23 protein-coding genes are annotated in these 20,353 nt (G+C 66.7%); 14 read left to right on the top strand and 9 right to left on the bottom strand.

Annotated features, from left to right (window positions below):
- From ACN27E_RS20995 to ACN27E_RS21005, 3 genes are all read right to left on the bottom strand, one after another.
- Nucleotides 1-711, bottom strand: coding sequence for an MspA family porin (locus ACN27E_RS20995; protein WP_422744400.1), 711 nt, complete (start codon nucleotides 709-711; stop codon nucleotides 1-3).
- Between the two features lie 148 nt (nucleotides 712-859).
- Nucleotides 860-1,297 carry a hypothetical protein gene (locus ACN27E_RS21000; protein WP_422744402.1) on the bottom strand — a complete coding sequence of 146 codons (438 nt, stop codon included), beginning with the start codon at nucleotides 1,295-1,297 and terminating at the stop codon, nucleotides 860-862.
- Nucleotides 1,298-1,349: 52 nt separating this feature from the next.
- On the bottom strand, nucleotides 1,350-2,567 hold the full coding sequence (locus ACN27E_RS21005; protein WP_422744404.1) for an MFS transporter: 1,218 nt from the start codon (nucleotides 2,565-2,567) through the stop codon (nucleotides 1,350-1,352).
- Between the two features lie 91 nt (nucleotides 2,568-2,658).
- On the opposite strand from ACN27E_RS21005, the gene ACN27E_RS21010 reads away from it, so the two are divergent.
- Complete coding sequence (locus ACN27E_RS21010) at nucleotides 2,659-2,982, top strand: ArsR/SmtB family transcription factor (protein ID WP_422750021.1); 324 nt, start codon at nucleotides 2,659-2,661, stop codon at nucleotides 2,980-2,982.
- Here the strand turns inward: ACN27E_RS21010 and ACN27E_RS21015 are convergent.
- A complete protein-coding gene (locus ACN27E_RS21015) occupies nucleotides 2,979-3,740 on the bottom strand; it encodes a LamB/YcsF family protein (protein WP_422744406.1) in 762 nt (253 codons plus the stop codon). The genes ACN27E_RS21010 and ACN27E_RS21015 overlap by 4 nt on opposite strands.
- A gap of 213 nt (nucleotides 3,741-3,953) precedes the next feature.
- Here ACN27E_RS21015 and aztD point away from each other — a divergent pair, with 213 nt between their 5' ends.
- Entirely contained in the window at nucleotides 3,954-5,159 is a 1,206-nt protein-coding gene (gene aztD / locus ACN27E_RS21020) for a zinc metallochaperone AztD (protein ID WP_422744407.1), read from the top strand.
- A gap of 9 nt (nucleotides 5,160-5,168) precedes the next feature.
- Here the strand turns inward: aztD and bluB are convergent, their stop codons facing one another.
- On the bottom strand, nucleotides 5,169-5,810 hold the full coding sequence (gene bluB / locus ACN27E_RS21025; RefSeq protein ID WP_422744409.1) for a 5,6-dimethylbenzimidazole synthase: 642 nt from the start codon (nucleotides 5,808-5,810) through the stop codon (nucleotides 5,169-5,171).
- 122 nt (nucleotides 5,811-5,932) lie between these two features.
- On the opposite strand from bluB, the gene ACN27E_RS21030 reads away from it, so the two are divergent.
- Nucleotides 5,933-6,823 (top strand): sulfurtransferase, encoded by an 891-nt coding sequence (locus ACN27E_RS21030; RefSeq protein ID WP_422744410.1) that lies wholly within the window; start codon nucleotides 5,933-5,935, stop codon nucleotides 6,821-6,823.
- Here ACN27E_RS21030 and ACN27E_RS21035 read toward each other — a convergent pair.
- A complete protein-coding gene (locus ACN27E_RS21035; RefSeq protein WP_422744412.1) occupies nucleotides 6,767-7,153 on the bottom strand; it encodes a hypothetical protein in 387 nt (128 codons plus the stop codon). The genes ACN27E_RS21030 and ACN27E_RS21035 overlap by 57 nt on opposite strands.
- A 128-nt stretch (nucleotides 7,154-7,281) precedes the next feature.
- Between ACN27E_RS21035 and ACN27E_RS21040 the strand changes: the two genes are divergently transcribed.
- Nucleotides 7,282-8,142, top strand: coding sequence for a mycofactocin-coupled SDR family oxidoreductase (locus tag ACN27E_RS21040; protein WP_422744413.1), 861 nt, complete (start codon nucleotides 7,282-7,284; stop codon nucleotides 8,140-8,142).
- 18 nt (nucleotides 8,143-8,160) lie between these two features.
- Here the strand turns inward: ACN27E_RS21040 and ACN27E_RS21045 are convergent, their stop codons facing one another.
- Nucleotides 8,161-8,502, bottom strand: a complete 342-nt coding sequence (locus tag ACN27E_RS21045; protein ID WP_422744414.1) for a WhiB family transcriptional regulator — start codon at nucleotides 8,500-8,502, stop codon at nucleotides 8,161-8,163.
- Nucleotides 8,503-8,647: 145 nt separating this feature from the next.
- Between ACN27E_RS21045 and ACN27E_RS21050 the strand changes: the two genes are divergently transcribed.
- From ACN27E_RS21050 to ACN27E_RS21090, 9 genes are all read left to right on the top strand, one after another.
- Nucleotides 8,648-8,917, top strand: coding sequence for an ANTAR domain-containing protein (locus tag ACN27E_RS21050; RefSeq protein ID WP_422744416.1), 270 nt, complete (start codon nucleotides 8,648-8,650; stop codon nucleotides 8,915-8,917).
- A 121-nt stretch (nucleotides 8,918-9,038) separates the two neighbouring features.
- A complete protein-coding gene (locus tag ACN27E_RS21055; protein WP_422750023.1) occupies nucleotides 9,039-10,001 on the top strand; it encodes a metal ABC transporter solute-binding protein, Zn/Mn family in 963 nt (320 codons plus the stop codon).
- Nucleotides 9,988-10,761, top strand: a complete 774-nt coding sequence (locus tag ACN27E_RS21060; protein ID WP_422744418.1) for a metal ABC transporter ATP-binding protein — start codon at nucleotides 9,988-9,990, stop codon at nucleotides 10,759-10,761. Before ACN27E_RS21055 ends, ACN27E_RS21060 begins: the two co-directional genes overlap by 14 nt.
- Nucleotides 10,758-11,624 (top strand): metal ABC transporter permease, encoded by an 867-nt coding sequence (locus ACN27E_RS21065; RefSeq protein ID WP_422744419.1) that lies wholly within the window; start codon nucleotides 10,758-10,760, stop codon nucleotides 11,622-11,624. The genes ACN27E_RS21060 and ACN27E_RS21065 overlap by 4 nt, the downstream gene beginning before the upstream one ends.
- A gap of 88 nt (nucleotides 11,625-11,712) precedes the next feature.
- Nucleotides 11,713-12,378, top strand: coding sequence for a TetR/AcrR family transcriptional regulator (locus ACN27E_RS21070; protein ID WP_422744420.1), 666 nt, complete (start codon nucleotides 11,713-11,715; stop codon nucleotides 12,376-12,378).
- The gene (locus ACN27E_RS21075; protein ID WP_422744422.1) at nucleotides 12,375-13,580 is read left to right on the top strand and encodes a cytochrome P450; all 1,206 of its coding nucleotides are present in this window, start codon (nucleotides 12,375-12,377) and stop codon (nucleotides 13,578-13,580) included. Before ACN27E_RS21070 ends, ACN27E_RS21075 begins: the two co-directional genes overlap by 4 nt.
- 48 nt (nucleotides 13,581-13,628) lie before the next feature.
- Nucleotides 13,629-14,600, top strand: a complete 972-nt coding sequence (locus ACN27E_RS21080) for an enoyl-CoA hydratase/isomerase family protein (RefSeq protein ID WP_422744423.1) — start codon at nucleotides 13,629-13,631, stop codon at nucleotides 14,598-14,600.
- A 12-nt stretch (nucleotides 14,601-14,612) separates the two neighbouring features.
- The gene (locus ACN27E_RS21085) at nucleotides 14,613-16,958 is read left to right on the top strand and encodes a CaiB/BaiF CoA transferase family protein (RefSeq protein ID WP_422744425.1); all 2,346 of its coding nucleotides are present in this window, start codon (nucleotides 14,613-14,615) and stop codon (nucleotides 16,956-16,958) included.
- Nucleotides 16,959-16,968: 10 nt separating this feature from the next.
- Nucleotides 16,969-17,739 carry an SDR family NAD(P)-dependent oxidoreductase gene (locus ACN27E_RS21090; RefSeq protein ID WP_422744426.1) on the top strand — a complete coding sequence of 257 codons (771 nt, stop codon included), beginning with the start codon at nucleotides 16,969-16,971 and terminating at the stop codon, nucleotides 17,737-17,739.
- Nucleotides 17,740-17,745: 6 nt separating this feature from the next.
- On the opposite strand, the gene ACN27E_RS21095 is transcribed toward ACN27E_RS21090, so the two are convergent.
- Entirely contained in the window at nucleotides 17,746-18,948 is a 1,203-nt protein-coding gene (locus tag ACN27E_RS21095) for a cytochrome P450 (protein ID WP_422744428.1), read from the bottom strand.
- A gap of 89 nt (nucleotides 18,949-19,037) precedes the next feature.
- Entirely contained in the window at nucleotides 19,038-19,649 is a 612-nt protein-coding gene (locus ACN27E_RS21100) for a TetR/AcrR family transcriptional regulator (protein WP_422744429.1), read from the bottom strand.
- A gap of 130 nt (nucleotides 19,650-19,779) precedes the next feature.
- On the opposite strand from ACN27E_RS21100, the gene ACN27E_RS21105 reads away from it, so the two are divergent.
- Complete coding sequence (locus tag ACN27E_RS21105) at nucleotides 19,780-20,319, top strand: hypothetical protein (RefSeq protein WP_422744431.1); 540 nt, start codon at nucleotides 19,780-19,782, stop codon at nucleotides 20,317-20,319.
- Nucleotides 20,320-20,353 lie beyond the last annotated feature (34 nt).

The following is a 20,353-nucleotide window of genomic DNA, read 5'->3' on the forward strand; positions in this document are numbered from 1 at the left end:
TCAGATCTTGATCGGGTCGCCGTAGACGGCGAACTGGGTGTGCGCGGTGTCGGTGGAGATGCGCAGATAGCCGTAGGACCTGATGGTCACGTCCCCTCCGCAGGCATCGGCCTTGATGTGGATGTTGTCCAGGTCGAGCATCGCCTGCCCGGAGTCGCCGAGCGCCATGTTCGACAGCGGCAGGTCGACGATCACGCCCGGCTGCAGCACCGTCTGCACGAATCCGGCGACGCCGGGTACCACGCCGACGTTCCCACTCACCGGCGATCCGCCCCCGAATCCGAGGGAGGCGGTGGGCGCGACACCCGCGGTACCCCCGATCTGCAGACCGGTGGAAACGTCGGACTGACAGCCGAGCTGGTATCCGACGATGAAGATGCTGTCGGTGATCGGGTTGGACCCGCCGACGGCGGTGGCGGTCGCCGAGACGGTGACGAAACCTTCCCGGGAGTTGGTGGCGTTGGCCAGGTTCGGGATCGAGTTCACCACTTCGCGCTCGAGCCTGATGTTGAGCTGCCAGCCGTCGCGCGAGGACTTGTCCATGGTCTTGGCCACCATGGCGATGGGCTCGGCCTGTGCCGTTCCGATGCCGACCGTCGTCGTCAACAGGCCTGTGGTCGCCACGATGACCGCGGCCCTGTGAAGGCGCGCGTACCGGTCACGGTCACCGACGGTGCTCGCCGTCGTCGGTTCGCGGACAGCGGCAGCCATACCTACTCCTGGGGCTCGTGACGATCATGTCAGAAGGAAAGACTAAATGACAATGATTTTCACTTATCCAGCAGATTCGCGCAATGGGTGGAGCGCCTGAGCTCTGTTGGCAACCGCGCGCGAGGAAGCTTCGACGCATAGAGCGGGTTCAGGCGAGAATCGCCGCGAGAGTTCTCCAACGCCGATGTCGATGACGGAACAAGAGTCTGACGAATGAGCGTGTCGGCGCTCCTCGCCATCCCTCGTCGGTCTCGACCTCGTCGGTGTAGCGGCACCTGCGGTCATCAATCGGTTCGAAGATCAGGCGATGGTTCCAGGTGTGCACCGGACCGCCGCTCTCATTGGTGTAGACCTCGGTGAGGCTCAGCTCTTTCACCTCGAGACGGTGGGTCCACAGCGGAATGATGCCGAAGCACCACAGCCAAGCCGATCCGGTGGTGCCCACCTCGACAGGTTCGGGTATCTCGAGGCGCCGAAACTTCAGGTAGGGGCCCAACACGAACGCCATCGTCGCGGGTTTGCGGGCCAATTGCGCCGCTGTCTCCGCGGGGATCGGAAGCACCGTGGACCGAGCGACCTTACTCATGGACGGACATGTTGCGCTCGTTGTCCTCGGTGGGCAATGCCTACCTGATCGCCTACCCAGACCCGGCAGCCACCGTCCCAGACGCGCGAAAGCTGCGTGCGCCGGCAACGGCGGCGATCAGGCACGCAACGGCCACCGCACCGGCGAACCAGGGGAACACCGACGCCAGGTCCCATCGGGTCGCAGCCCATCCGGCAAGCAGCGTGGGTATCGCCATCGCTGTATAGGCGAGCAGGTAGAACGCAGACATCGTTTCGCCGCGCTTTCCTGCGGGCACCACGTCGGAGAGGTGGCGCAGCGATCCGCCGAAGCCGAGGCCGAACGTCGCGCCGAGCAGAGCGGCTGCGAGGAACACCAGCTGCCACTGGTGGGTCAGTAGGACCGGAATTGTCAGGACCAGCGAAACAGCCATCCCGACATCGCCGATGATGGCAGAGAAGCGTGCCGGCAGGCGAGTGGCGAACAGTTGCGCGAGCGCGGCAGTAAATGCCGTGGTGCCGACCACCGCGCCGCCGAAGACGAGGTTGTCGATATGCGTCTGCCGCGCCGCGAGCGACGGGTAGAGCGACAGCAGTACGCCGAGCACCGACCAGGACGCCATGGCGCCGAGCGCGGAGAACCAGAAATCCGCCCGGATCTCGGGTGGCACAGCTGGTTTCGCGATCCTGATGGGGCCTTGGGTGCGAGTGGTGTGGGTCTCGCGCAGCGCCAACACGCCGACACCGACCACTATGCAGACGACGGCGACGACGGCATAGGGCGTGCGCAGTGGGTGCGGTGCGTATTGCGCCAACAGCGCCGAACCCATGATGGCGATCGTCATGCCGATGTTGAAGCTCACACCGCTGAGCTGACCGGACCGCAGGCCGCGGTCGGGCCGCAGGTCCAGCAGGGCGGCGGCCCCGGCCACGACGATGGAGCCCACTGCGGCGCCGTGCAGCGTGCGCGCGATCAGCAGGAGCGCCATGCTGTCGGCGATGAGGAAGACACCGAGTCCCACGAGCAGCGTGGCCAGTGCACCTAGCAGCACCGGTTTACGGCCGACCACGTCGGAGATGCGGCCGGCGACCAACACGGCGACGAGCGCGGCCAGAGCGTAAACCGCGAAGACGATCGTCGTTGCGAGCGGGGAGAGGTGCCAGGTGTCCTCGTAGATGCCGTAAAGCGGCGCGGGCAGACCTGAAACGCCGAGCGCGACTCCACTCAGCACCAGCAATAGAGGATAGGCCCAGCGCTGCGTCTGGACGGTCGCCGAGTGATTGACTGTCACCGCCGCGCTCCCTGGTTTGACCGACATCGAACTCGTTCGAGCGTACGCTTGGTTCGACAGTCATCAAACTTGCGTGGCGAAGGACACTTCCGTGGAAAGAGCATCGGACGCTCCGGCCGTCCGCCCGGTGGGGACGGTGCAGCAGGTTCTGGCCGCGATTCACGACCCGGTGCGGCTGGAGGTGGTGAGGCGGTTGTTCAACGCCGGTACCCCGATGCAGTGCAGCGCGCTCTATGACGGCATTAACAAGTCGACCGCGACGCATCATTTTCGAATCTTGCGCGAGGCAGGCGTCACCGAGAGGCTCATCGTCGACGGTATGACGTGTCAGCGGCTGCGCCGCGACGCGGTCGACGCCGCCCTGCCTGGTCTGCTCGAAAGCGTTGTGGCAGGCGCCAACCGGCTGGCCGGCTAGCTGAACGCCGCGATCGTCACGCCCTCGGCGGTCAGCCGCTCTCGGACTGCCGTCGCGATCTGCACCGCACCGGGCGAATCCCCATGCACACAAACGGATTCCACCTCGACGGGGATGGTCGAGCCGTCGATGGCAGTTACCTGTTGTGCGGTGACCATGCCGATGACGCGGTCGGCGATGTCCCCGATGTCGTGAAGGACGGCGCCGGTTTCTCTGCGCGCGACCAGCGTCCCGTCGGATCGGTAGGCCCGGTCGGCGAAGGCTTCGGGCACCGTGCGCAGCCCCAGCGAATCTGCCGCCGTGAAGAACGCCGACCCCGCCAGGCCGAGCACCGGCAGCCGGGAGTCCACCGCATGCACGGCTTGCGCCACGGCGCGCGCCTGCTCCTGATGCGTGACGATCGTGTTGTACAGGGCGCCATGCGGTTTGACGTATGAGACGGCTGTTCCGGCAGCGATGGCCAGCGCTGACAGAGCACCGATCTGGTACATCACGTCGGCAGCCAGGTCCTCCGGGTCCGCGTCGATGAAGCGGCGCCCGAAGCCGGCCAGATCGCGATAGCTCACCTGGGCGCCGATTCGGACCCCGCGTTGCGCAGCCTCCCGGCAGACGCGTGCCAGCCTGGCAGGGTCCCCGGCGTGAAAGCCACAGGCCACGTTCGCCGAGGTGACGATGCCGAGCATGGTGTCATCGTCGCCGAGGGTCCATACTCCGAAACCTTCACCCAGGTCCGCATTGAGATCTATCACCCCCGACATGGGGCGAGTCTATTGCCGGGACGCACCGGGATAGCTGCAGTGACCCTTGTTGATAACGAATATCATTAATGCTACAAGTAGACGGCGTGTAAGGGCTGATCGAGCCGTCACGGCGGATGTCGTGACGCAAGCGTCGGCCATGGGTGCGAGTGCGCCGTCAGCTGCCGGCGGTCGCCGCGGGCCACAAGTCACAAGAGCTCGGAAGGAGCAAAGATGTTAAGTCCGCAGTGGCTGTACCGGGTGGGAGCTCTGACCTGCACGGTGGCCGGCCTGGCCGCGTGTTCGGCGGGCGGCGAAAGCGCCGAAACCAGCCAAGGCGCATCGTCCGGAACACCGAGCTCGGCGCAGGCCGCGCCGATCAATGAGCCGCTGGTGACGACTTACGACGGCGGACTCTATGTGCTGGACGGTGAGACGCTCGAGCTGAAGAAGGACATTCCGCTCGACGGTTTCTTGCGGGTGAACCCGGCCGGCGACGAGTCGCACGTGCTGGTCACCACGAGCGACGGTTTCCGTGTCCTCGACGCGGCAGGCGGGCAGTTGACCGAGGAGACCTTCCCCGCGGCCGATGCAGGCCACGTCGTGCCGCACGGTGAACACACCGTATTGTTCGCTGACGGTTCGGGTGAGATCACCGCTTTCGATCCCCATGCGCTCGAATCGGGTGGTATGCCCGAGACCCAGAAGTTCAAGACCCCGCAGCCCCATCACGGGGTTGCGGTGATCCTCAGTGACGGCACTCTCGTGCACAGCATCGGCAATCCGGAGAACGGCACTGGAGCGGTTGCGATGCAAGGGGGGCGCGAGATCGCCCGCAGCGAGGACTGCCCGGGTGTCCACGGCGAGTCGGTTGCCGCCGACGAGGTGGTCATCCTGGGGTGCGAGAACGGCGTCCTGGAGTATGCGAACGGCACGTTCACCAAGATTCCCAGCCCGACGCCCTACGGCCGGTCGGGAAACACCCGCGGACATGACGATTCCCCAGTCGTGTTGGGCGACATGAAGATCGATCCCGATGCGGAATTGGAGCGCCCGAACCAGTTCACCCTCATCGACACGACGACCGACCAGATGCGCGTCGTGCAGCTGCCCCCGTCGGTGAGCTACTGGTTCCGGTCCCTGGGCCGTGGACCGCAGGCCGAAGCCCTCATCTTGGGAACCGACGGCAAACTCTATGTGTTCGACCCGGTGACGGGCGCGCAGGTGAAGGCCATCCAGGTGACCGACCCGTGGACGGAGCCCGACGACTGGCAGCAGGGGGCGCCGGCGGTGTTCACCCGGGAGGATGCGGTCTACGTGTCGGATCCAGCCGCCAAGCAGATCCACCTGGTCGATCTCGCGGCCGGTACGGTCAGCGCATCGGGCTCGCTCCCGCAGGCACCGAACGAGCTCAGTGGCGCCGTCGGGCACCATCACTGAATTCTGCCATTACCAACTGTTCTCGGTGACGAACTCGGCCAGCGGGCGGGCACAGGCCCACTGGTCGAGTTCGAGCATCGGCCGGTCGGGAAACTCGGGCACCGGTCCGAGGCAGAGGACCGCGACCGGCTCTGCGCCCTGCGGCATGTCCAGCAGTGCGGCGAGCCGCACGGGGTCGAAGATCGACACCCAACCCATGCCGAGGCCTTCGACCCGGGCGGCCAGCCACATGTTCTGGATCGCACACGACACCGATGCCAGGTCCATGTGTGGCATTGTGCGCCTGCCGAATACGTGGGCCTGTCTGCCGTCGCGCAGCGCGACCACGAACAGCTCCGCGCATTCGAGGATGCCCTCCACCTTGAGCTTGAGAAACTCGTCGCCGCGTCCGCCGATCGCCTCGGCGGTGTTGCGCCGCTCGTCGTCGACGAGCGCATGAAGGTTCTTGCGTAGCCCGGTATCGGTGACCCGGATGAACCGCCACGGCTGCATCAACCCGACATTGGGGGCGGCGTGTGCGGCGGCCAGCACGCGCGACAGTACGTCCCCGCAGACCTGACCCTGCGGGTCGAACCGCCGCATATCTCGTCGCTGGGCAATCGCGCGGTACACGGCTTGACGCTCGGCGTCGCTGAATGCGTGCTCGGTCACCTCGCCAGCCTAGGGAGCGCAGCCTCGAGCGGCGCTCGGCCGGTCAGATATCCGGCGAACCGGGTGAGCGACGGCCAACCGCGCGGTGGCGGTTGGCCATCGATGCCTGGGACGATTGAGTGATGACCAGAGCCGACATCTTCATCGACGCTGCAGAGCTGGGTGAATTGCTTGACGGCGGCGGCCGGGTGGCGATCCTCGACGTTCGGTGGCAGTTGACGGAGTCCGATGGGAGCGACGCCTATCGCCGAGGCCATCTGCCGGGAGCGGTGTACGTGTCGTTGGACGACGAATTGACCGACCACACCGTCTCGGGTCGTGGCCGGCATCCGCTGCCGTCGGGAGCGGCGGTGCAGGCGGCCGCGCGACGCTGGGGCCTGCGCGACGGGGTTCCCACCGTGGTCTACGACGACTGGAACCGCGCGGGTTCGGCACGGGCGTGGTGGGTGCTCACAGCCGCGGGGATACCGAACGTTCGCATCCTCGACGGTGGTCTTCCCGCATGGACCGACGCCGGCGGCCAGATCGACCGAGGCGATGTGGATCCGGACCCGGGCGACATCGTGGTGGTTCACGACGACCTCTATAACGGTGCTCTGCCCACCCTCCGCGCCGAGGAGGTACTCGAATACGCGGGTGTGCTGCTCGATGCGCGGGCTCCGCAGCGGTTCAGCGGTGCCGAGGAGCCGGTCGACGCGGTGGCCGGTCACATCCCGGGCGCCCGGAACGCGCCGAGCACCGGGGTACTCCGCGCAGACGGCACCCTCCTTGCCGCCGACGACCTGACCGAGTTCTTCGGTGCCCTGCCTGAATCGGGTGAGATCGGCGTCTATTGCGGATCGGGTGTCACCGCTGCCGTGACGGTGGCCGCGCTACGCGCCAATGGTGTCGACGCCCGTCTGTTCCCGGGGTCGTGGTCGGAGTGGTGTTCAGATTCGGCTCGGCCGGTGCAGAGATCAGTTCAGGCGGTTCGCCCGGGTCAGATGCAGATCGGCGCGCAGACTCATCGGTAGACCGTTGCGGTCCCATACGCCGTTAGCGATCCAGCGGCAGGCGGCGGTGACGTCGGCGTCGGTTGTCACCGGTCCGATCCACTGCACGGAACTGGTCGGGACCCGGTCCACAGTGCACGGCTGGACGAGCAGCACTACGCCTCGCTTGTGATTCGAGGTTGCACACGTCAACTGGCCGAGGAGGCACTGCGTCGCCACCAGCACGGCGTGCGGGCAGTTCCGCACCGTCTCGCGAAGCGCGGGCATCAGCGTCGAGTTCTGGTCAGTACCGCACGCAGAGCACACCGCGACGGTGAAAGGCCGCTCGGTGTAGCGCAGGTCGGCCTTCATGGTCGCTCCCTCCGCGTCACCTCGGACACCTCTAATTGGCAACGGTTTTCATCAACGCCCTTTCGACGCTACAGTTATCGAGAATCGTTTTCAACTTGGCTGGGTATCCGGCCAGTAGAGGAGTTGGTATGGGCCGGTTGGCCGGAAAGATCGCATTCGTCACCGGAGGGGCCCGGGGGCAGGGCCGTAGTCACGCCGTCCACCTCGCCGACGAGGGGGCTGACGTGATCCTGGTGGACATCGGCGCGGACATCGGCTCGAACTCGTATCCGCTGGGCACCCCGAGTGACCTGGACGAGACGGTCGAGCTGGTCGAAAAGGCCGGGCGTCGGGTCATCGCCGGGCAGGTCGACGTCCGCGACCGGATGGGACTGCAGCAGTTTCTCTCCGATGCGGTCGGCGCACTGGGCGGCCTCCACGTCGTTGTCGCTAACGCCGGCATCTGCCCGCTGGGTAACGACGTGCCTGCGCAGGGCTTCATCGACGCATTCGACGTGGACTTCGTCGGTGTGGTGAACACCGTGCACGTGGGGCTTGCCCATCTCGACGCCGGCGGATCGGTCATCATCACCGGTTCGGTAGCCGGGCTGGTTCCGCAGGCCGGCGGAGTAAACGGTCAGGGCGGGTTGCAGGGTCCGGGCGGTGACGGTTACGGGTTGGCCAAGAAGATGATTCGCGAGTACACGCGATCCCTCGCGTTGACGATGGGTTCGAGCAGCGTCCGGGTGAATGCCATCCATCCGACGAACGTGAACACCGACATGCTGCACAATCCGGCCATGTATCGGACGTTCCGGCCTGATCTGCCGGATCCGACGCGCGAAGATGCGGAAGTCACTTTCCCGTTCATGCAAGCCATGCCGGTGCCTTACGTCGAGACGGCGGACATCTCGCATGCCGTGGTTTACCTGGCTTCCGACGAATCTCGCTACGTCACGGGTCAGCAGTTATTCGTCGATGCAGGAGCGTCTCTCAAGTTGGGGCTGTAGCCAACGAGGGCCTGGAGGCTAGTTCTCCACTTCTGACGCTGGTAGCTGGCGGCGCTCCCGGGGGGTGAGCGCACCCCAGATCCCGTGTTGCTGGCCTGATGTGACGGCGAACGACAGGCAATTCTGGCGCACGGGGCACTGCTCGCAGATCCGCTTGGCACGTTTCTCGTGGGCGATACGTCGGGAGCCCTTTGTTGTGTCGGCGATGAAGAATATTTCGGTGGGCAGACCGAGGCACCGGGCATTCGCCTCCCACCGTGGACCCTGCGAAGGATTTGCGCGCCAATTCGTGCCCGGCCGCGCTCGACTGCTCTTCGTAACCTCGGGTAGGGCAGTGGCTGAGGCGGGTGCGGATCTCACGGCCGGCCGGCGGAACGGCGGGCACCACCGCGGTGGGTACTATTGATAATCATTATCATTAGCCATGACCGTAGCACGCGCATGTGCACGATGTGAAGGCGTGTTCATCGGGTGGATCGGTCACTAGCGATTGAGGCGGCGAACCATGCAACCAGCTCAAAGGGGCGACGAACACTCGTCTCGCCGGGAGATAGATCTAGCACTTGGAGCGCTGATGGGTGTCAGGCGATGCACCGAGCGGGAAGCCTTCGATGTCATGGTCGAGGCCGTGCATGCCACCGGCACCGGGTTGGGAGAGATGTCCCAGGCGCTCATCGAGGTGATCAGCGGCGCCGTTCCGCGGACGGATGCCCGAGCTGTTCGCCACTGGGCCGCTCTGCTGCCGACTGGGCAGCTCGGCGAGCGCGCCGGGTGAAGCGGACCGGGAGATTGTCTCCATCACTGACCGGTGTGCGGCGCTCGGTGGTGACAACCGTTATCGTTGTCGCGTGAACTCAAACCTCGGTCGACGCCGCTTGCGAATCCTGGCCACCGGCATGGCGCTCGCCCTGCCCCTCGCTGTCGTTTCCTGCTCGGGAGGCGAGTCGTCCCCGCCTGAGCCGAGTGCGCAGGCCGGCGGCGAGTGTCCGACGGCTCCGGTGTCGGTCGTCGTCAGTGTGGACCAGTGGGGAGACATCGTTTCCCAGCTGGGCGGGCAGTGCGCCAAGGTGTCGACCGTTCTGGTCAGTTCCGCTGTCGACCCGCACGATTTCGAGCCGGCTCCGAAGGATGCCGCGATGTTCGACAACGCTCAGCTGGTCGTCGTCAACGGCGGCCATTACGACGAGTGGGCCAGCAGGCTCGCGGCCAGCTCTGCGCCGAACGCCCCCGTCATCAATGCCATCGATCTCAGCGGTGCCGGCGGCGATGCCCACGGCGGTGAGGAGCACAGCCATGAGGGTGAGGAGGCCCACGACCACGCGGGCGAGCCGAACCCGCACATCTGGTACAGCCCAACAGCGGTCACGGCCGTCGCGGACGCGGTGACCTCTGAATTGGGCAAGCTGGCCCCCGACGCCAAGGATTACTTCGACGAGCGCCGCACTGCCTTCGGTGACTCGATGAAGCCATACAACGACGCGATCGATTCGATCAAGTCCAAAGCATCCGGTAAGACGTACGCCGCCACCGAAAGCGTCTTCGATTACATGGCCACCGCCGTCGGCCTCACCAACCTCACTCCCGAGGGCTACCAGGTCTCGTCCGCAAACGAGGCCGATCCGTCGCCGGCGGATCTGGACGCCTTCATTCGCCTGCTGGGCGACAAAGGTGTCGACGTCCTCATCTACAACACTCAGACCGAAGGTTCGGTGCCGGAACAGATCCGATCAGCGGCCGAGCAGGCCGGTGTTCCAGTCGTCGAGGTGACGGAGACCGTGCCGGCGGGTGCCGGTTCGTTCGAGGCTTGGCAGGTCAGTCAGTTGGATGCGTTGGCCAAGGCGTTGGGTGTCGCAGCCTGACGCAGCGCTGACGTTCCGTGACGTCAGCGTGGTCCGTAGCGGCCGGACGATCTGGTCGGAGGGTTCGTTCACAGTGCCGGCCGGGGGGGTCGTCGCTGTCATCGGGGCCAACGGCGCCGGCAAGACCACCCTCCTGCAGGCGGTGCTCGGTTCTATCGCCTGCTCGACCGGGAGCATCGAGGTGTTCGGCGAACGGCCAGGATCCCGCAACGACCAGATCGGTTATGTTCCACAGAACTACGCCGCATTGTCCGGTGAAGCCATCCGCGCCCGAGACGCCGTCACGCTCGGGATCATCGGCCACAAATGGGGATTCGGCCGGACGAACAGCGACGTGGTGCTGCGCGTCAACGAGGCACTGGCCGCTGTCGGGGCGACCGAGTTCGCCGACAAGCGGCTGTCTCAGCTGTCCGGCGGTCAACGGCAGCGGGTGGCGCTGGCGGGAGCTATGGCCAGCCGGCCGAAGCTGCTGATCCTCGACGAGCCGCTGGCCTCGTTGGACATCCGGAGCCAGCACGAGCTGGTGTCCCTGGTCGAGAAGATCAACGCGGATTACGGCGTCACTGTCCTTCTCGTCGCCCACGATCTCAACCCCCTTCTGGCCGTCCTCACCGGGGCGATTTACTTGATCGACGGGCACCCGCATTTCGACACCGCCGACGGCGTGGTCGACGAGAAGTTGTTGAGCCATCTCTACGGCACCCCGATTCACGTGGTGCATACCCCGGAAGGGCAGATGTACGTGCGGAAACCACGATGACGGTATCGGTCGTCGCGCTTGGTTACCAGGACGACTGGTGGCAGATCTTGACCTCGGCCTTCATGCGCAACGCCGTAATCGGCGGCACCATCGTCGCGCTGGCCGCTGGGCTCATCGGTTACTTCATCGTGGTACGCAATACCGCGTTCGCGGCGCATGCCCTCGCGCACATCGGTTTGCCCGGAGCGACCGGCGCGGTTTTGATCGGGATGCCGGTGGTCCTGGGTCTCGGCGTCTTCTGTATCGGCGGAGCGCTGGTCATCGGTGCGCTGGGTAGACGGGCCGCCGATCGCGAGGTGGCGACCGGCACGGTGCTGGCCATGGCCACCGGGCTGGGCCTGTTGTTCAGCTCGCTGGCGACACGCAGCAACAGCACGCTGACGAACATCCTCTTCGGCAACCTGCTCGCCATCACCCACGAACAGATCCTGACGTTCGCCTCCTTGCTTGTTGTGCTCGCGGTCGGCATCGGCGTGATCTACCGGCCACTGCTGTTCACCTCCGTAAATCCCCAGGTGGCGGATGCAAAGGGCCTGCCGGTGCGCGGCCTCTCGATTGCTTTCATGGTGCTGCTCGGGCTCGCAGTCACGATGGCGGTGCAGGCGGTGGGAACGCTGCTGCTGTTCGCCCTCGTGGTGACGCCGGCCGCCGCGGCGATCATGTTGACGCCACGTCCGTCACTGGCCATCGCAATTTCGACGATCATCAATCTGGCAGCGGTTTGGCTCGGACTCGGCTTATCGGCGATGTTCAACGCCCCGCCGAGCTTCGTCATCGTGACGATCGCGTGCGGAGTCTGGGCGGTCGTATGGGCAGCCGAACGCGGGTTCAGATCATCGGGAGACCGCGTCCTCGTGACGTGACGTGACGCTGACCGGGGCGCGACGGCTGTTCCGCACGAATTAAATGAATCCATTGATTTAACTAGCCGCGCCGTGATCCACTGATGCGGTGACCGCCGCCCCGCCCCTGCGCAGCGAACGCTCCGAGGCCACCCGGGAATTGCTGCTGGCCGCAGCGGAGCGGTTGTTCGCCGAACGCGGCATGTACGCGGTGTCGAACCGTCAGATCAGTGAGGCCGCCGGCCAGGGCAACAATGCGGCGGCCTGCTACCACTTCGGCGCCAGGACCGACCTGCTGCGGGCCATCGAGCGCAAACACCGGATGCCGATCCAGGAGTTGCGGGCTAGGATGCTCACCGAGGTCGAGGATTCCACCGACCTCCGCGACTGGGTGGGCGCCCTGGTGCGCCCCCTGACCGACCACCTCACCGCGCTGGGCAACCCGAGTTGGTATGCGCGGTTCGCGGCCCAGGCCATGGCCGATCCGGCCTATCGCGACATCGTCACCAAGGACGCACTCAGCTCACCGTTGCTGGTCGAGGTCCTCGACGGCATCACCCGCTGCCTGCCCGAGCTGCCCACGCGAGTGCGACTGGAGCGCGCCATGATGGCCCGAAACCTGTTGATGCACACGTGCGCCGAACACGAGGGCGAACTCGCCGAGCACGGCCCGCACAACCGGTCGAGTTGGCCCGTCGCCGCGGAGGGACTGATCGACGCCATCGTCGGACTGTGGCAGGCGCCCGTCCACCAGCTCAGCGGGGAAGCGTCATGACCCAGACCCCGTACTTCCCGATGAGTCGGGCCCCGGGCTGCCCGTTCGCGCCACCGACGACCGCGTTGGCGCTCAACGAGGAACGCCAACTGAGCCGGGTGCGGATCTGGGACGGTAGCACACCGTGGCTGATCACCGGTTACGAGGCGATCCGCGCACTGTTCGCCGATTCACGAGTCAGCGTCGACGACCGCAAACCCGGATATCCGCACTGGAACGAGGGCATGGCCGCGACCGTCGACAAGCGACCGCGGTCGGTGTTCACCTCCGACGCCGAGGAGCACACCCGCTTCCGCAGGATGCTGTCGCGGCCGTTCACCTTCAAACGGGTCGAGGCATTGCGCCCGGCGGTGCAGAAGATCACCGACGACCACATCGACGCGATCCTCGGAGGACCGAAACCCGCGGATCTGGTTGCGGCCCTTGCCCTGCCGATCCCGTCGCTGGTAATCAGCGAGATGCTGGGGGTGCCCTACGCCGACGCCGAGTTCTTCCAGGAACAGGCCAACCGCGGGATGAGCCGATATGCCACCGCCGAGGAGTCGGCCGCTGGGGCCACGGCGCTGGCCAGATATCTGGCCGATCTGCTCCGGACGCGGATGACCGATCCGGCCGAGGACCTGGTGTCCGACCTCGCCGAACGCATCAACGCCGGCGAGCTCAGCGTGCGCGAGGCCGCGCAGCTGGCCACCGGCGTCCTGATCGCCGGACACGAGACGACGGCGGGTCAGCTCAGCATCAGTGTGCTCGCCCTGCTCGAGCACCCCGAGCAGATGGCGTTCCTGCGGGATGCCGACGATCCGAAGGCGATCGCCGCCGCCGTCGAGGAGCTGATGCGCTACTGCAGCATCATCCAGACCGGACAGCGACGAATCGCCGTGGAGGACATCGAGATCGACGGCGAGGTGATCCGCGCCGGCGAGGGCATCATCCTCGACGTCGCACCGGCGAACTGGGATGCCCGCCAGTATCCGGATCCCGACCGGCTCGACCTACAGCGTCAGGACGGTCCGCATGTCGGTTTCGGATATGGCCGGCACCAGTGCGTCGGCCAGCAACTCGCGCGCATGGAGTTGCAGATCGTGCTGCCGACGCTGCTTCGCCGCATTCCCACCATGCGCCTGGCCGTCCCGATCGACGAGATACCGCTCAAACACGATGCTCTGGCCTACGGCGCCTACGAATTGCCGGTCACCTGGTGAACCGGATCGATCCCCGAGCAGTCCCCGACGAAGTGGAGATGAGCAACGATGCCTGAATTCGACTACGAAGAGATGAAGAAGGAAGCGCAGCAGTACATCCGTTTCGAGAAGGACCGGCAGAACCGCATCGCCTACATCACCTTCGACCGGCCGGACGCACAGAACGCGACAAGCCTCGGGATGCGTCAGCTGTACGCGGACATGATCCACAAGTGCAATGTCGACGACGACGTCAAGGTCGTCGTGATCCGTGGCGAGGGCGACGATTTCGGCAGCGGCGGCGACCTGCCGGAACAGCGCGGGATGATCGAGAATCCCGGGATGCCGCTGCCGCACGAGCTGGCGATCAACGACGACGACGTCACGTACCCGCCCGGCGACTCCTACCGCTATCTGTCGACGGTCACCGACTTCTACGCCAAGGCCCGTGCGGGCAACCGGCCGCTACAGGAGCTGCGCAAGGTCAGCATCATCGAAGCCAAGGGTTACTGCTACGGCTGGCACTTCTACCAGGCCGGCGACGCCGATCTGGTGGTCGCCAGCGATGACGCGCTCTTCGGCCATCCGGCGTTCCGCTATGTCGGCTGGGGCCCGCGGCTGTGGTGGTGGGCCGAGACGATGGGCCTGCGGAAGTTCTCCGAGATGCTCTTCACCGGAAGGCCGTTCAGCGCCAAAGAGATGTACGACTGCGGCTTCGTCAACAGCGTGGTGCCTCGCGAGGACCTCGAGGCCGAGACGCTGAAATACGCGATGGCGTGCTCTAAGTCGCGACCCACCGACACCGTCGCCGTGCAGAAGGGTTTCCTCGAGATCTACAAGCAGCACAAGGGCGAGTACATGGGCAGTCTGCTCACCGGCATGGTCGAGGGCATGCTGCCGATGATCCGCAACGACGTGGAGAACACGGTCGACCTGACCGCAGGCACCTTCGAGAAGGGCCTCAACAACGTGGTCAAGGACAACGACATGAACTTCCCGCCGGAGTGGCGGTTGAGCAAGTCGGGCCGGAACAAGCCCTGAGCGACCGGTGAGATGTCGGCGCTGACCGGGTTGCGGGTCGTCGAACTCGCCGAGAGTGTGGCCGGCGAGTATTGCGGGAAGCTGCTCGCCGATCTCGGCGCCGACGTGGTCAAGATCGAGCGGCCCGGCACAGGCAGCCCCACCCGATCGCTCTCACCGCGCATCGGCGACGGGCCCGACGGTGGCGTGGTGTTCGGCTACCTGAACACCGGAAAGCGTTCCGTCGCAATCGACGTCGCGAACCCCGCCGAAAGCGGAGAACTGCACCGCCTGATCGCCGACGCCGACGCGGTGGTGGACGATCACGACGCGGCCTGGCTGGACAGGCTGCGGTTGTCACCGGCGCAGGCGACCGAACGCCATCCCGGCGTCGTCTTCTGCACCGTCACCCCGTTCGGCCTGGATGCCGACGGTGACTGGCGGGATACCGCGTCGATCAACGTCTTCCACAGCAGCGGCTGGGGCTTTCACACCCCCAGTCACGCCGACCCGGACCGGCCGCCACTGAAGGGGCCGGGACGTTTCGTAGCCGACTACGAGGCCGGCCTGGACGCCGCGCTGTGCGTCACCTCGGCACTGCTGCGTCGGCTGCGCTGCGGCACCGGGGAGTTCGTGGACGTCTCCGCGCAGGCCGCCCTGGTGTCGCGGGCCGACTGCATCCTGGGTCGCTTCGTGGCCGGTGACGTCGACCCCGAGCTAGGTCGCGGCGACTACGACCAGCCGGGCCCCGCATCGTTCTTCGCCTGCGGCGACGGATTCGTCTATCTGTACGTGACCAACGGCTCCCACTGGCACGGCGTCAAAGCGCTGCTGGGTCATCCAGACTGGCTGGACCGGTTCGAGGACGACTGGCTGGAGTTCTGCGTGACGCCGCAGAAGGTGCGGACATTCCGGGACGGCTTCGCCGCCTGGGTCCGCGACCGGCCCCGGCTGTCGGTGTCCGAGCAGGCACAGCGCCTGGGAGTGCCGCTGGTTCCGGTCAACGATGCCCCCGATCTGCTCGCCTCGCCGCAATACCGGCACCGCGGTTTCTTCCGCACCGTGGCCCACCCGGTCCTCGGCGAGGTGGCTCATCCCGGCGTGCCGTACCGCATGAGCGCCTCTGCGGCGCAGATCTGCTCACCCGCACAGGTGCTCGGGGTGCGCACCGGTGGCGCCTTCACGCGGCCCCGTGCCGCCGCGGCGGCGGTGCGCGAATGGACCCCGCACCGGTCCCGCGGCGGTCCACTGCACGGAGTGCGGGTGGTTGAACTGACCAAGGTGTGGGCCGGACCCTACGCAGGGAAACTGCTGGCCTTCCTGGGTGCGGAAGTGATCAAGGTGGAGACGGCCGCGCGACCCGAGGAGATGCGGTCCTACGGTGGCACGGACATCGACCATGCCCCGTATTTTCTGTCGATCAACCCCGAGATCCTCAGCGTCGACCTCGACATCTCCGCACCGTCCGACCTGGCGCAGCTGCGCGAACTGATCGGCCGCAGCGACATCGTGCTCAACAACCTGCGGCCCGGCGCGATGGAACGGGCCGGCCTGTCCTACGACGAGCTGCGCGATATTCGCGACGACATCATCTCGGTGTCGATCAAGATGTGGGGCAACGACGGTCCACTGGGATATCAGACCGGCTATGCGCCGTGTTTCGCTGCGCTGTCGGGGCTGGCCGCTCTCGTCGGCTATCCCGGCGGTGGCCCGATGGGCGCCAGCATGCGCTACGGCGACTCGACCGTCGGCGCGGCGGCCGCCTTCGCCGCCGTGGCGGCCCTGATCCACCGCGATCTCACCGGTGAGGGACAATTCGTCGACGTCTCCGCAGTCGAGGTGCTCTCCAGCATGGTGGGCGACAGCCTGTTCGAGCACACGGCGGCCGGCCGGACGCTGTCTCCTGACGGCAACCGCCACGCCGACTCCGCACCCCACGGCTGCTATCGATGTGCCGACGGCGAATGGGTCAGCATTGCGATTTTCGACGACGAGCAGTGGCGCCGGCTGTGCGACGTGCTGGGCGCCGACCGGCTGCGCGACGACCCGCGATGGTCCACGATGCCGGCCCGCCTGGCGGCGGCCACCGAACTCGACGGGCGGCTGGCCGAGCTGACCGGCACCTGGCCGGCGGCCCGACTCGCGGCGCAACTGCGGTCGGTCGGCGTCCCGGCGGCCAAGAGCGCCACTGTCGCCGACGTGCTCGCCGACCAACGGCTGTGGGACCGGGAGTGCTTCCGCTTCGTGTCCGACCACCTCGAAGGGCAGCGCCCCGTGCTGGGCACATCGTGGCGGTTGTCGGTCAATCCGGTTCAGATCAGTTGCGGTGCGCCGAACCTCGGTGAGCACAATGCGGCCGTGCTCGGAATAGCGCAGTGAGAGGAGATTCATGTCAGGGGAGCCGGGGCTGCAGGGAACCGTCGCGTTGGTCACGGGCGCCAGCAGCGGCATCGGTGCTGCGACGGCCGTCGCGCTCGCGGCACAGGGCGCGCACGTCGCGCTCCTTGCCCGCCGCGAGGACCGGTTGGGTGAGGTCGCAGCGCAGATCGAGGCGACCGGTGGCCGCGTCCTGGTCACCGCGGCCGACGTCGCCGACGCCGGACAGGTGCGTACGGCGGTGCAGCGCACCGCAGCCGAATTCGGGCGCATCGACATCGTCGTCAACAACGCCGGTCTGATGCGCATGGGGCCGGCACTGCAAGCGCCCCTTGGCGATTGGAACGATCTGGTGGCCGTCAACATCCAAGGCGTCCTGAACGTCAGCCACGCCGCGCTGCCCTATCTGGTCGACGCTGCCGCCGATGCCCTCCGCGGGGTGGCAGACCTGGTCACCGTCAGCTCCACGGCCGGCTGGGTGGCCCGTCCCGGCACGGCGGTGTACTCGCTGACCAAATTCGGCGTCAACGCATTCAGCGAAGCCCTCCGGCAGGAAGTACTCGGCCGGCGGGTCCGGGTCGGCGTGGTCGGCCCCGGCACCGTCGACACCGAGATCGGTGCCGGCCTGCCACCGGACGCCAAAGCCGCCCTGGACCGTAACACCGCCGGTATGGAGAAGCTGCGCGCCGAGGATGTCGCCGACGCGGTCGTCTACATGGTCAGCCGCCCGCGGCGGGTGGCGATCAATCAGATGCTGGTGCGCGCCGCGGAACAGACGTGGTGATCGAGATCAGGCGGTCACGGTCGGCATCGAATCCCAGCCCCGCACAGTCGATGTCGGAGACAGTTCAGCGCCGCTGAGGTCCACCTCCCAGTCGGGGAAGCGGTCGAGTATCTCGTCGAGGGCGATCCGGCCCTCCAGCCGGGCCAGCGCGTTGCCGAGACAGAAGTGGGTGCCCACGCCGAAAGCCAGATGCTGTTTGGGTTCCCGGTGGATGTCGAAGACGTCGCCATCGGGGCCGAACCGCCGGTGGTCGCGGTTACCCGCTCCGGTCAACAACATGATCGCGCTGCCCGCGGGCACCGTCTGCCCGTAGTACTCGACGTCGCGGGTGACGTAGCGGCTGACGTGGGGGGCGGGCGGTTCGAACCGCAACAGCTCCTCGATCGCGGCCGGGATCAAGGACCGGTTCGCGACCAGCTCGCGGCGCTGATCCGGATGCTCGGCGAGCACCTTGCCCGCCCAGCCGATCAGCCGGGTGGTCGTCTCGGCACCCGCGGTCGCGATGACCTGCAGATAGAGCAGCAGTTCGTCGCGGCCCAGGCGCCTCGTCGCGCCGGTCTCGTCGGCGAATTCGGCGGTGAGCAGCTCGGTCATGATGTCGTCGGTCGGATGGTCGGCGCGCCAGTCGATGAATTCGGCGAACACCTCGCCGGTGGCGATCGCCCCGTTCGGATTCTCGGTCATCTTGCCGCCGCGCTCGGTGCGCAACGTGGAGTCGCCGTGCTCGACGACGTGTTGCTGGTCGGCCTCCGGGATGCCCAGCAGCATCCCGATCACCCGCATCGGCATCTGGGCCCCGAGGTCCTGCACGAAATCGAAGCGTCCCGTACCGACCAGCGGGTCCAGGCAGCCCGCGGTGAACTGGCGGATCTTGGGCTCCAGCGCAGCCACCTTGCGGGGCGTGAAGATGCGGGACAGCAGTTTGCGATGGATGTTGTGGATCGGCGGATCCTCGAAAATCAATGTGCCCGGCGGGATCTCCATCCCGGACTTGATGATCTCGAGCACCGCGCCGCGGGCCGAGCTGAACGTCTCGTGGTCGATGAGTGCCGCATCGACGTCTGCATAGCGGCTCAGCGCCCAGAAGTCGTGTTCGGCGTTGTGGTACAGCGGTGCCTCTTCGCGCAGCCGGCGGAACATCGGCCACGGATCGCGGTTCAGATCGACGTCCCACGGGTCGTAGTGAACGTCGTTGGCGGTGCTGGTCATCACGAGAAGTCTCCCCTTGGTGGCACTCTCGGCTGTCCGGGTCAAGTCTGCCGGGGCGACGCCCGCCCCGGAGCGTTTGTACTGACCGCTTAACAGCCCGAGGTGCTGTTCGCGGTCAGGAAGCCCGCGGCGATCGCGGACATCAGCCTGTTCAGTTCGTCGGCGGATCCGACGACGTGGTCGCCGTGAGCGAACCGCAGCAACAATCCGTTGATGAACGTCAGCATCACGGTGCTCAGATCACGGATCACCGACTCGTCGACGTCGGCGCCCGGCGGGAGGAATCGCACCACGATCTGGTGATGCAGCGCGCTGAACGCCTCGGTGCTGCGCTGCAGCCCTTCGGCCAGCCGCGGATCGCGGGTGGCCTGCATGGTCAGCTCGTACCGTGCCTTGGTGCGGGTGAGCTGAGGTTCCACACCGGCGTGCATGACCAGCTCGGCGAGCAGCGACGCGCTGGAGGATCCGTCGACGACCACCGACTGCATCGTCGTCATGTCGAGTTCGTCGAGCCGTTCGGCGATGGCGCGCAGCAGCGCCCAGCGGGTCCGGTAGTGAAACGACGTCGTGCCGTCCGGTACGCCCGCCCAGCGGTCCACCTTCAGATGGCTGAGTCCCTTGGCGCCCTCGGCGGCGAGCAGCGCGATGGCGGCGTCGCACAAATCGTGGCGCCGTTGGGTGGGATTCGGTCTGCGTCTCATCGCGGGGTTCGCAGTGTATCGACGTCGACGAGAACCGGGTGTTCGGAATCGGCGAATCCACCACGGGTCGCGTCGCCCTAACTCTATCTTCGTAGTGTCTCGGACCTCACCGTCGACGAAAGGGACTCCGTTGGCCGCACACCCGCTCGATGAGGATCTTCAGGTGGGCCGCTACCGCCTCGACGTGATCGCGGTCGACGTCGAGGAGGCGGTGCACTTCGCCGGCGGGCTGATCTGCGACCAGTCGCTGGCCGGTTGGGACGTCAACGTCGTGACCCGCACCCGCGGGGGCGAGCACGCGCTGCCCATCCTGGGCGCCGCAGCGGCGCGGGAGCTCCCGGCGAACGACGCCGCGCTGTACCAGACCCTGGCGGTGTCCGCCGCGGCGATCTCGACCGACGACGCCGTGCGGGAGCGGGTGCTCGCCGGTTCCGCCGCCGACGCCACCGACATCCTGGTGTGGGATGCGCAGCGCAGTGTGGCGGTGCCGGCGGTGTTCGAGACGATCGAACACGACGTCAGCGCGGCGGCCCGGGCATACCGGCAGCAGGCGTTGCGTGCCCTGGGTGTCGAACGCGAGTGCGGCGCCATCGAGGTGTTCCTGGGGCGCCGCCAGCCGGCGCGGGTGGCGGCCGGCGCGGCCGGCCAGGCGGTCCGTTCGCGCGTGTGACATGGGCGCACGCCGCGCCATCGGCTAACGTCAC

Source organism: Mycobacterium sp. WMMD1722 (genome assembly GCF_049315205.1).
In the GTDB taxonomy this organism is placed as follows: domain Bacteria; phylum Actinomycetota; class Actinomycetes; order Mycobacteriales; family Mycobacteriaceae; genus Mycobacterium.

Bases quoted from the DNA above. Each gene is read 5' to 3' on its own strand.
- ACN27E_RS21015 (WP_422744406.1), bottom strand. From the start codon at position 3,740: ATGTCGGGGGTGATAGATCTCAATGCGGACCTGGGTGAAGGTTTCGGA.
- ACN27E_RS21040 (WP_422744413.1), top strand. From the start codon at position 7,282: ATGGGCCGGTTGGCCGGAAAGATCGCATTCGTCACCGGAGGGGCCCGG.
- ACN27E_RS21050 (WP_422744416.1), top strand. From the start codon at position 8,648: ATGCAACCAGCTCAAAGGGGCGACGAACACTCGTCTCGCCGGGAGATA.
- aztD (WP_422744407.1), top strand. From the start codon at position 3,954: ATGTTAAGTCCGCAGTGGCTGTACCGGGTGGGAGCTCTGACCTGCACG.
- ACN27E_RS21095 (WP_422744428.1), bottom strand. From the start codon at position 18,948: ATGACCAGCACCGCCAACGACGTTCACTACGACCCGTGGGACGTCGAT.
- ACN27E_RS21055 (WP_422750023.1), top strand. From the start codon at position 9,039: ATGGCGCTCGCCCTGCCCCTCGCTGTCGTTTCCTGCTCGGGAGGCGAG.
- ACN27E_RS21085 (WP_422744425.1), top strand. From the start codon at position 14,613: ATGTCGGCGCTGACCGGGTTGCGGGTCGTCGAACTCGCCGAGAGTGTG.
- ACN27E_RS21065 (WP_422744419.1), top strand. From the start codon at position 10,758: ATGACGGTATCGGTCGTCGCGCTTGGTTACCAGGACGACTGGTGGCAG.
- ACN27E_RS21090 (WP_422744426.1), top strand. From the start codon at position 16,969: ATGTCAGGGGAGCCGGGGCTGCAGGGAACCGTCGCGTTGGTCACGGGC.
- ACN27E_RS21080 (WP_422744423.1), top strand. From the start codon at position 13,629: ATGCCTGAATTCGACTACGAAGAGATGAAGAAGGAAGCGCAGCAGTAC.
- ACN27E_RS21030 (WP_422744410.1), top strand. From the start codon at position 5,933: ATGACCAGAGCCGACATCTTCATCGACGCTGCAGAGCTGGGTGAATTG.
- ACN27E_RS21000 (WP_422744402.1), bottom strand. From the start codon at position 1,297: ATGAGTAAGGTCGCTCGGTCCACGGTGCTTCCGATCCCCGCGGAGACA.
- ACN27E_RS21035 (WP_422744412.1), bottom strand. From the start codon at position 7,153: ATGAAGGCCGACCTGCGCTACACCGAGCGGCCTTTCACCGTCGCGGTG.
- ACN27E_RS20995 (WP_422744400.1), bottom strand. From the start codon at position 711: ATGGCTGCCGCTGTCCGCGAACCGACGACGGCGAGCACCGTCGGTGAC.
- ACN27E_RS21075 (WP_422744422.1), top strand. From the start codon at position 12,375: ATGACCCAGACCCCGTACTTCCCGATGAGTCGGGCCCCGGGCTGCCCG.
- ACN27E_RS21100 (WP_422744429.1), bottom strand. From the start codon at position 19,649: ATGAGACGCAGACCGAATCCCACCCAACGGCGCCACGATTTGTGCGAC.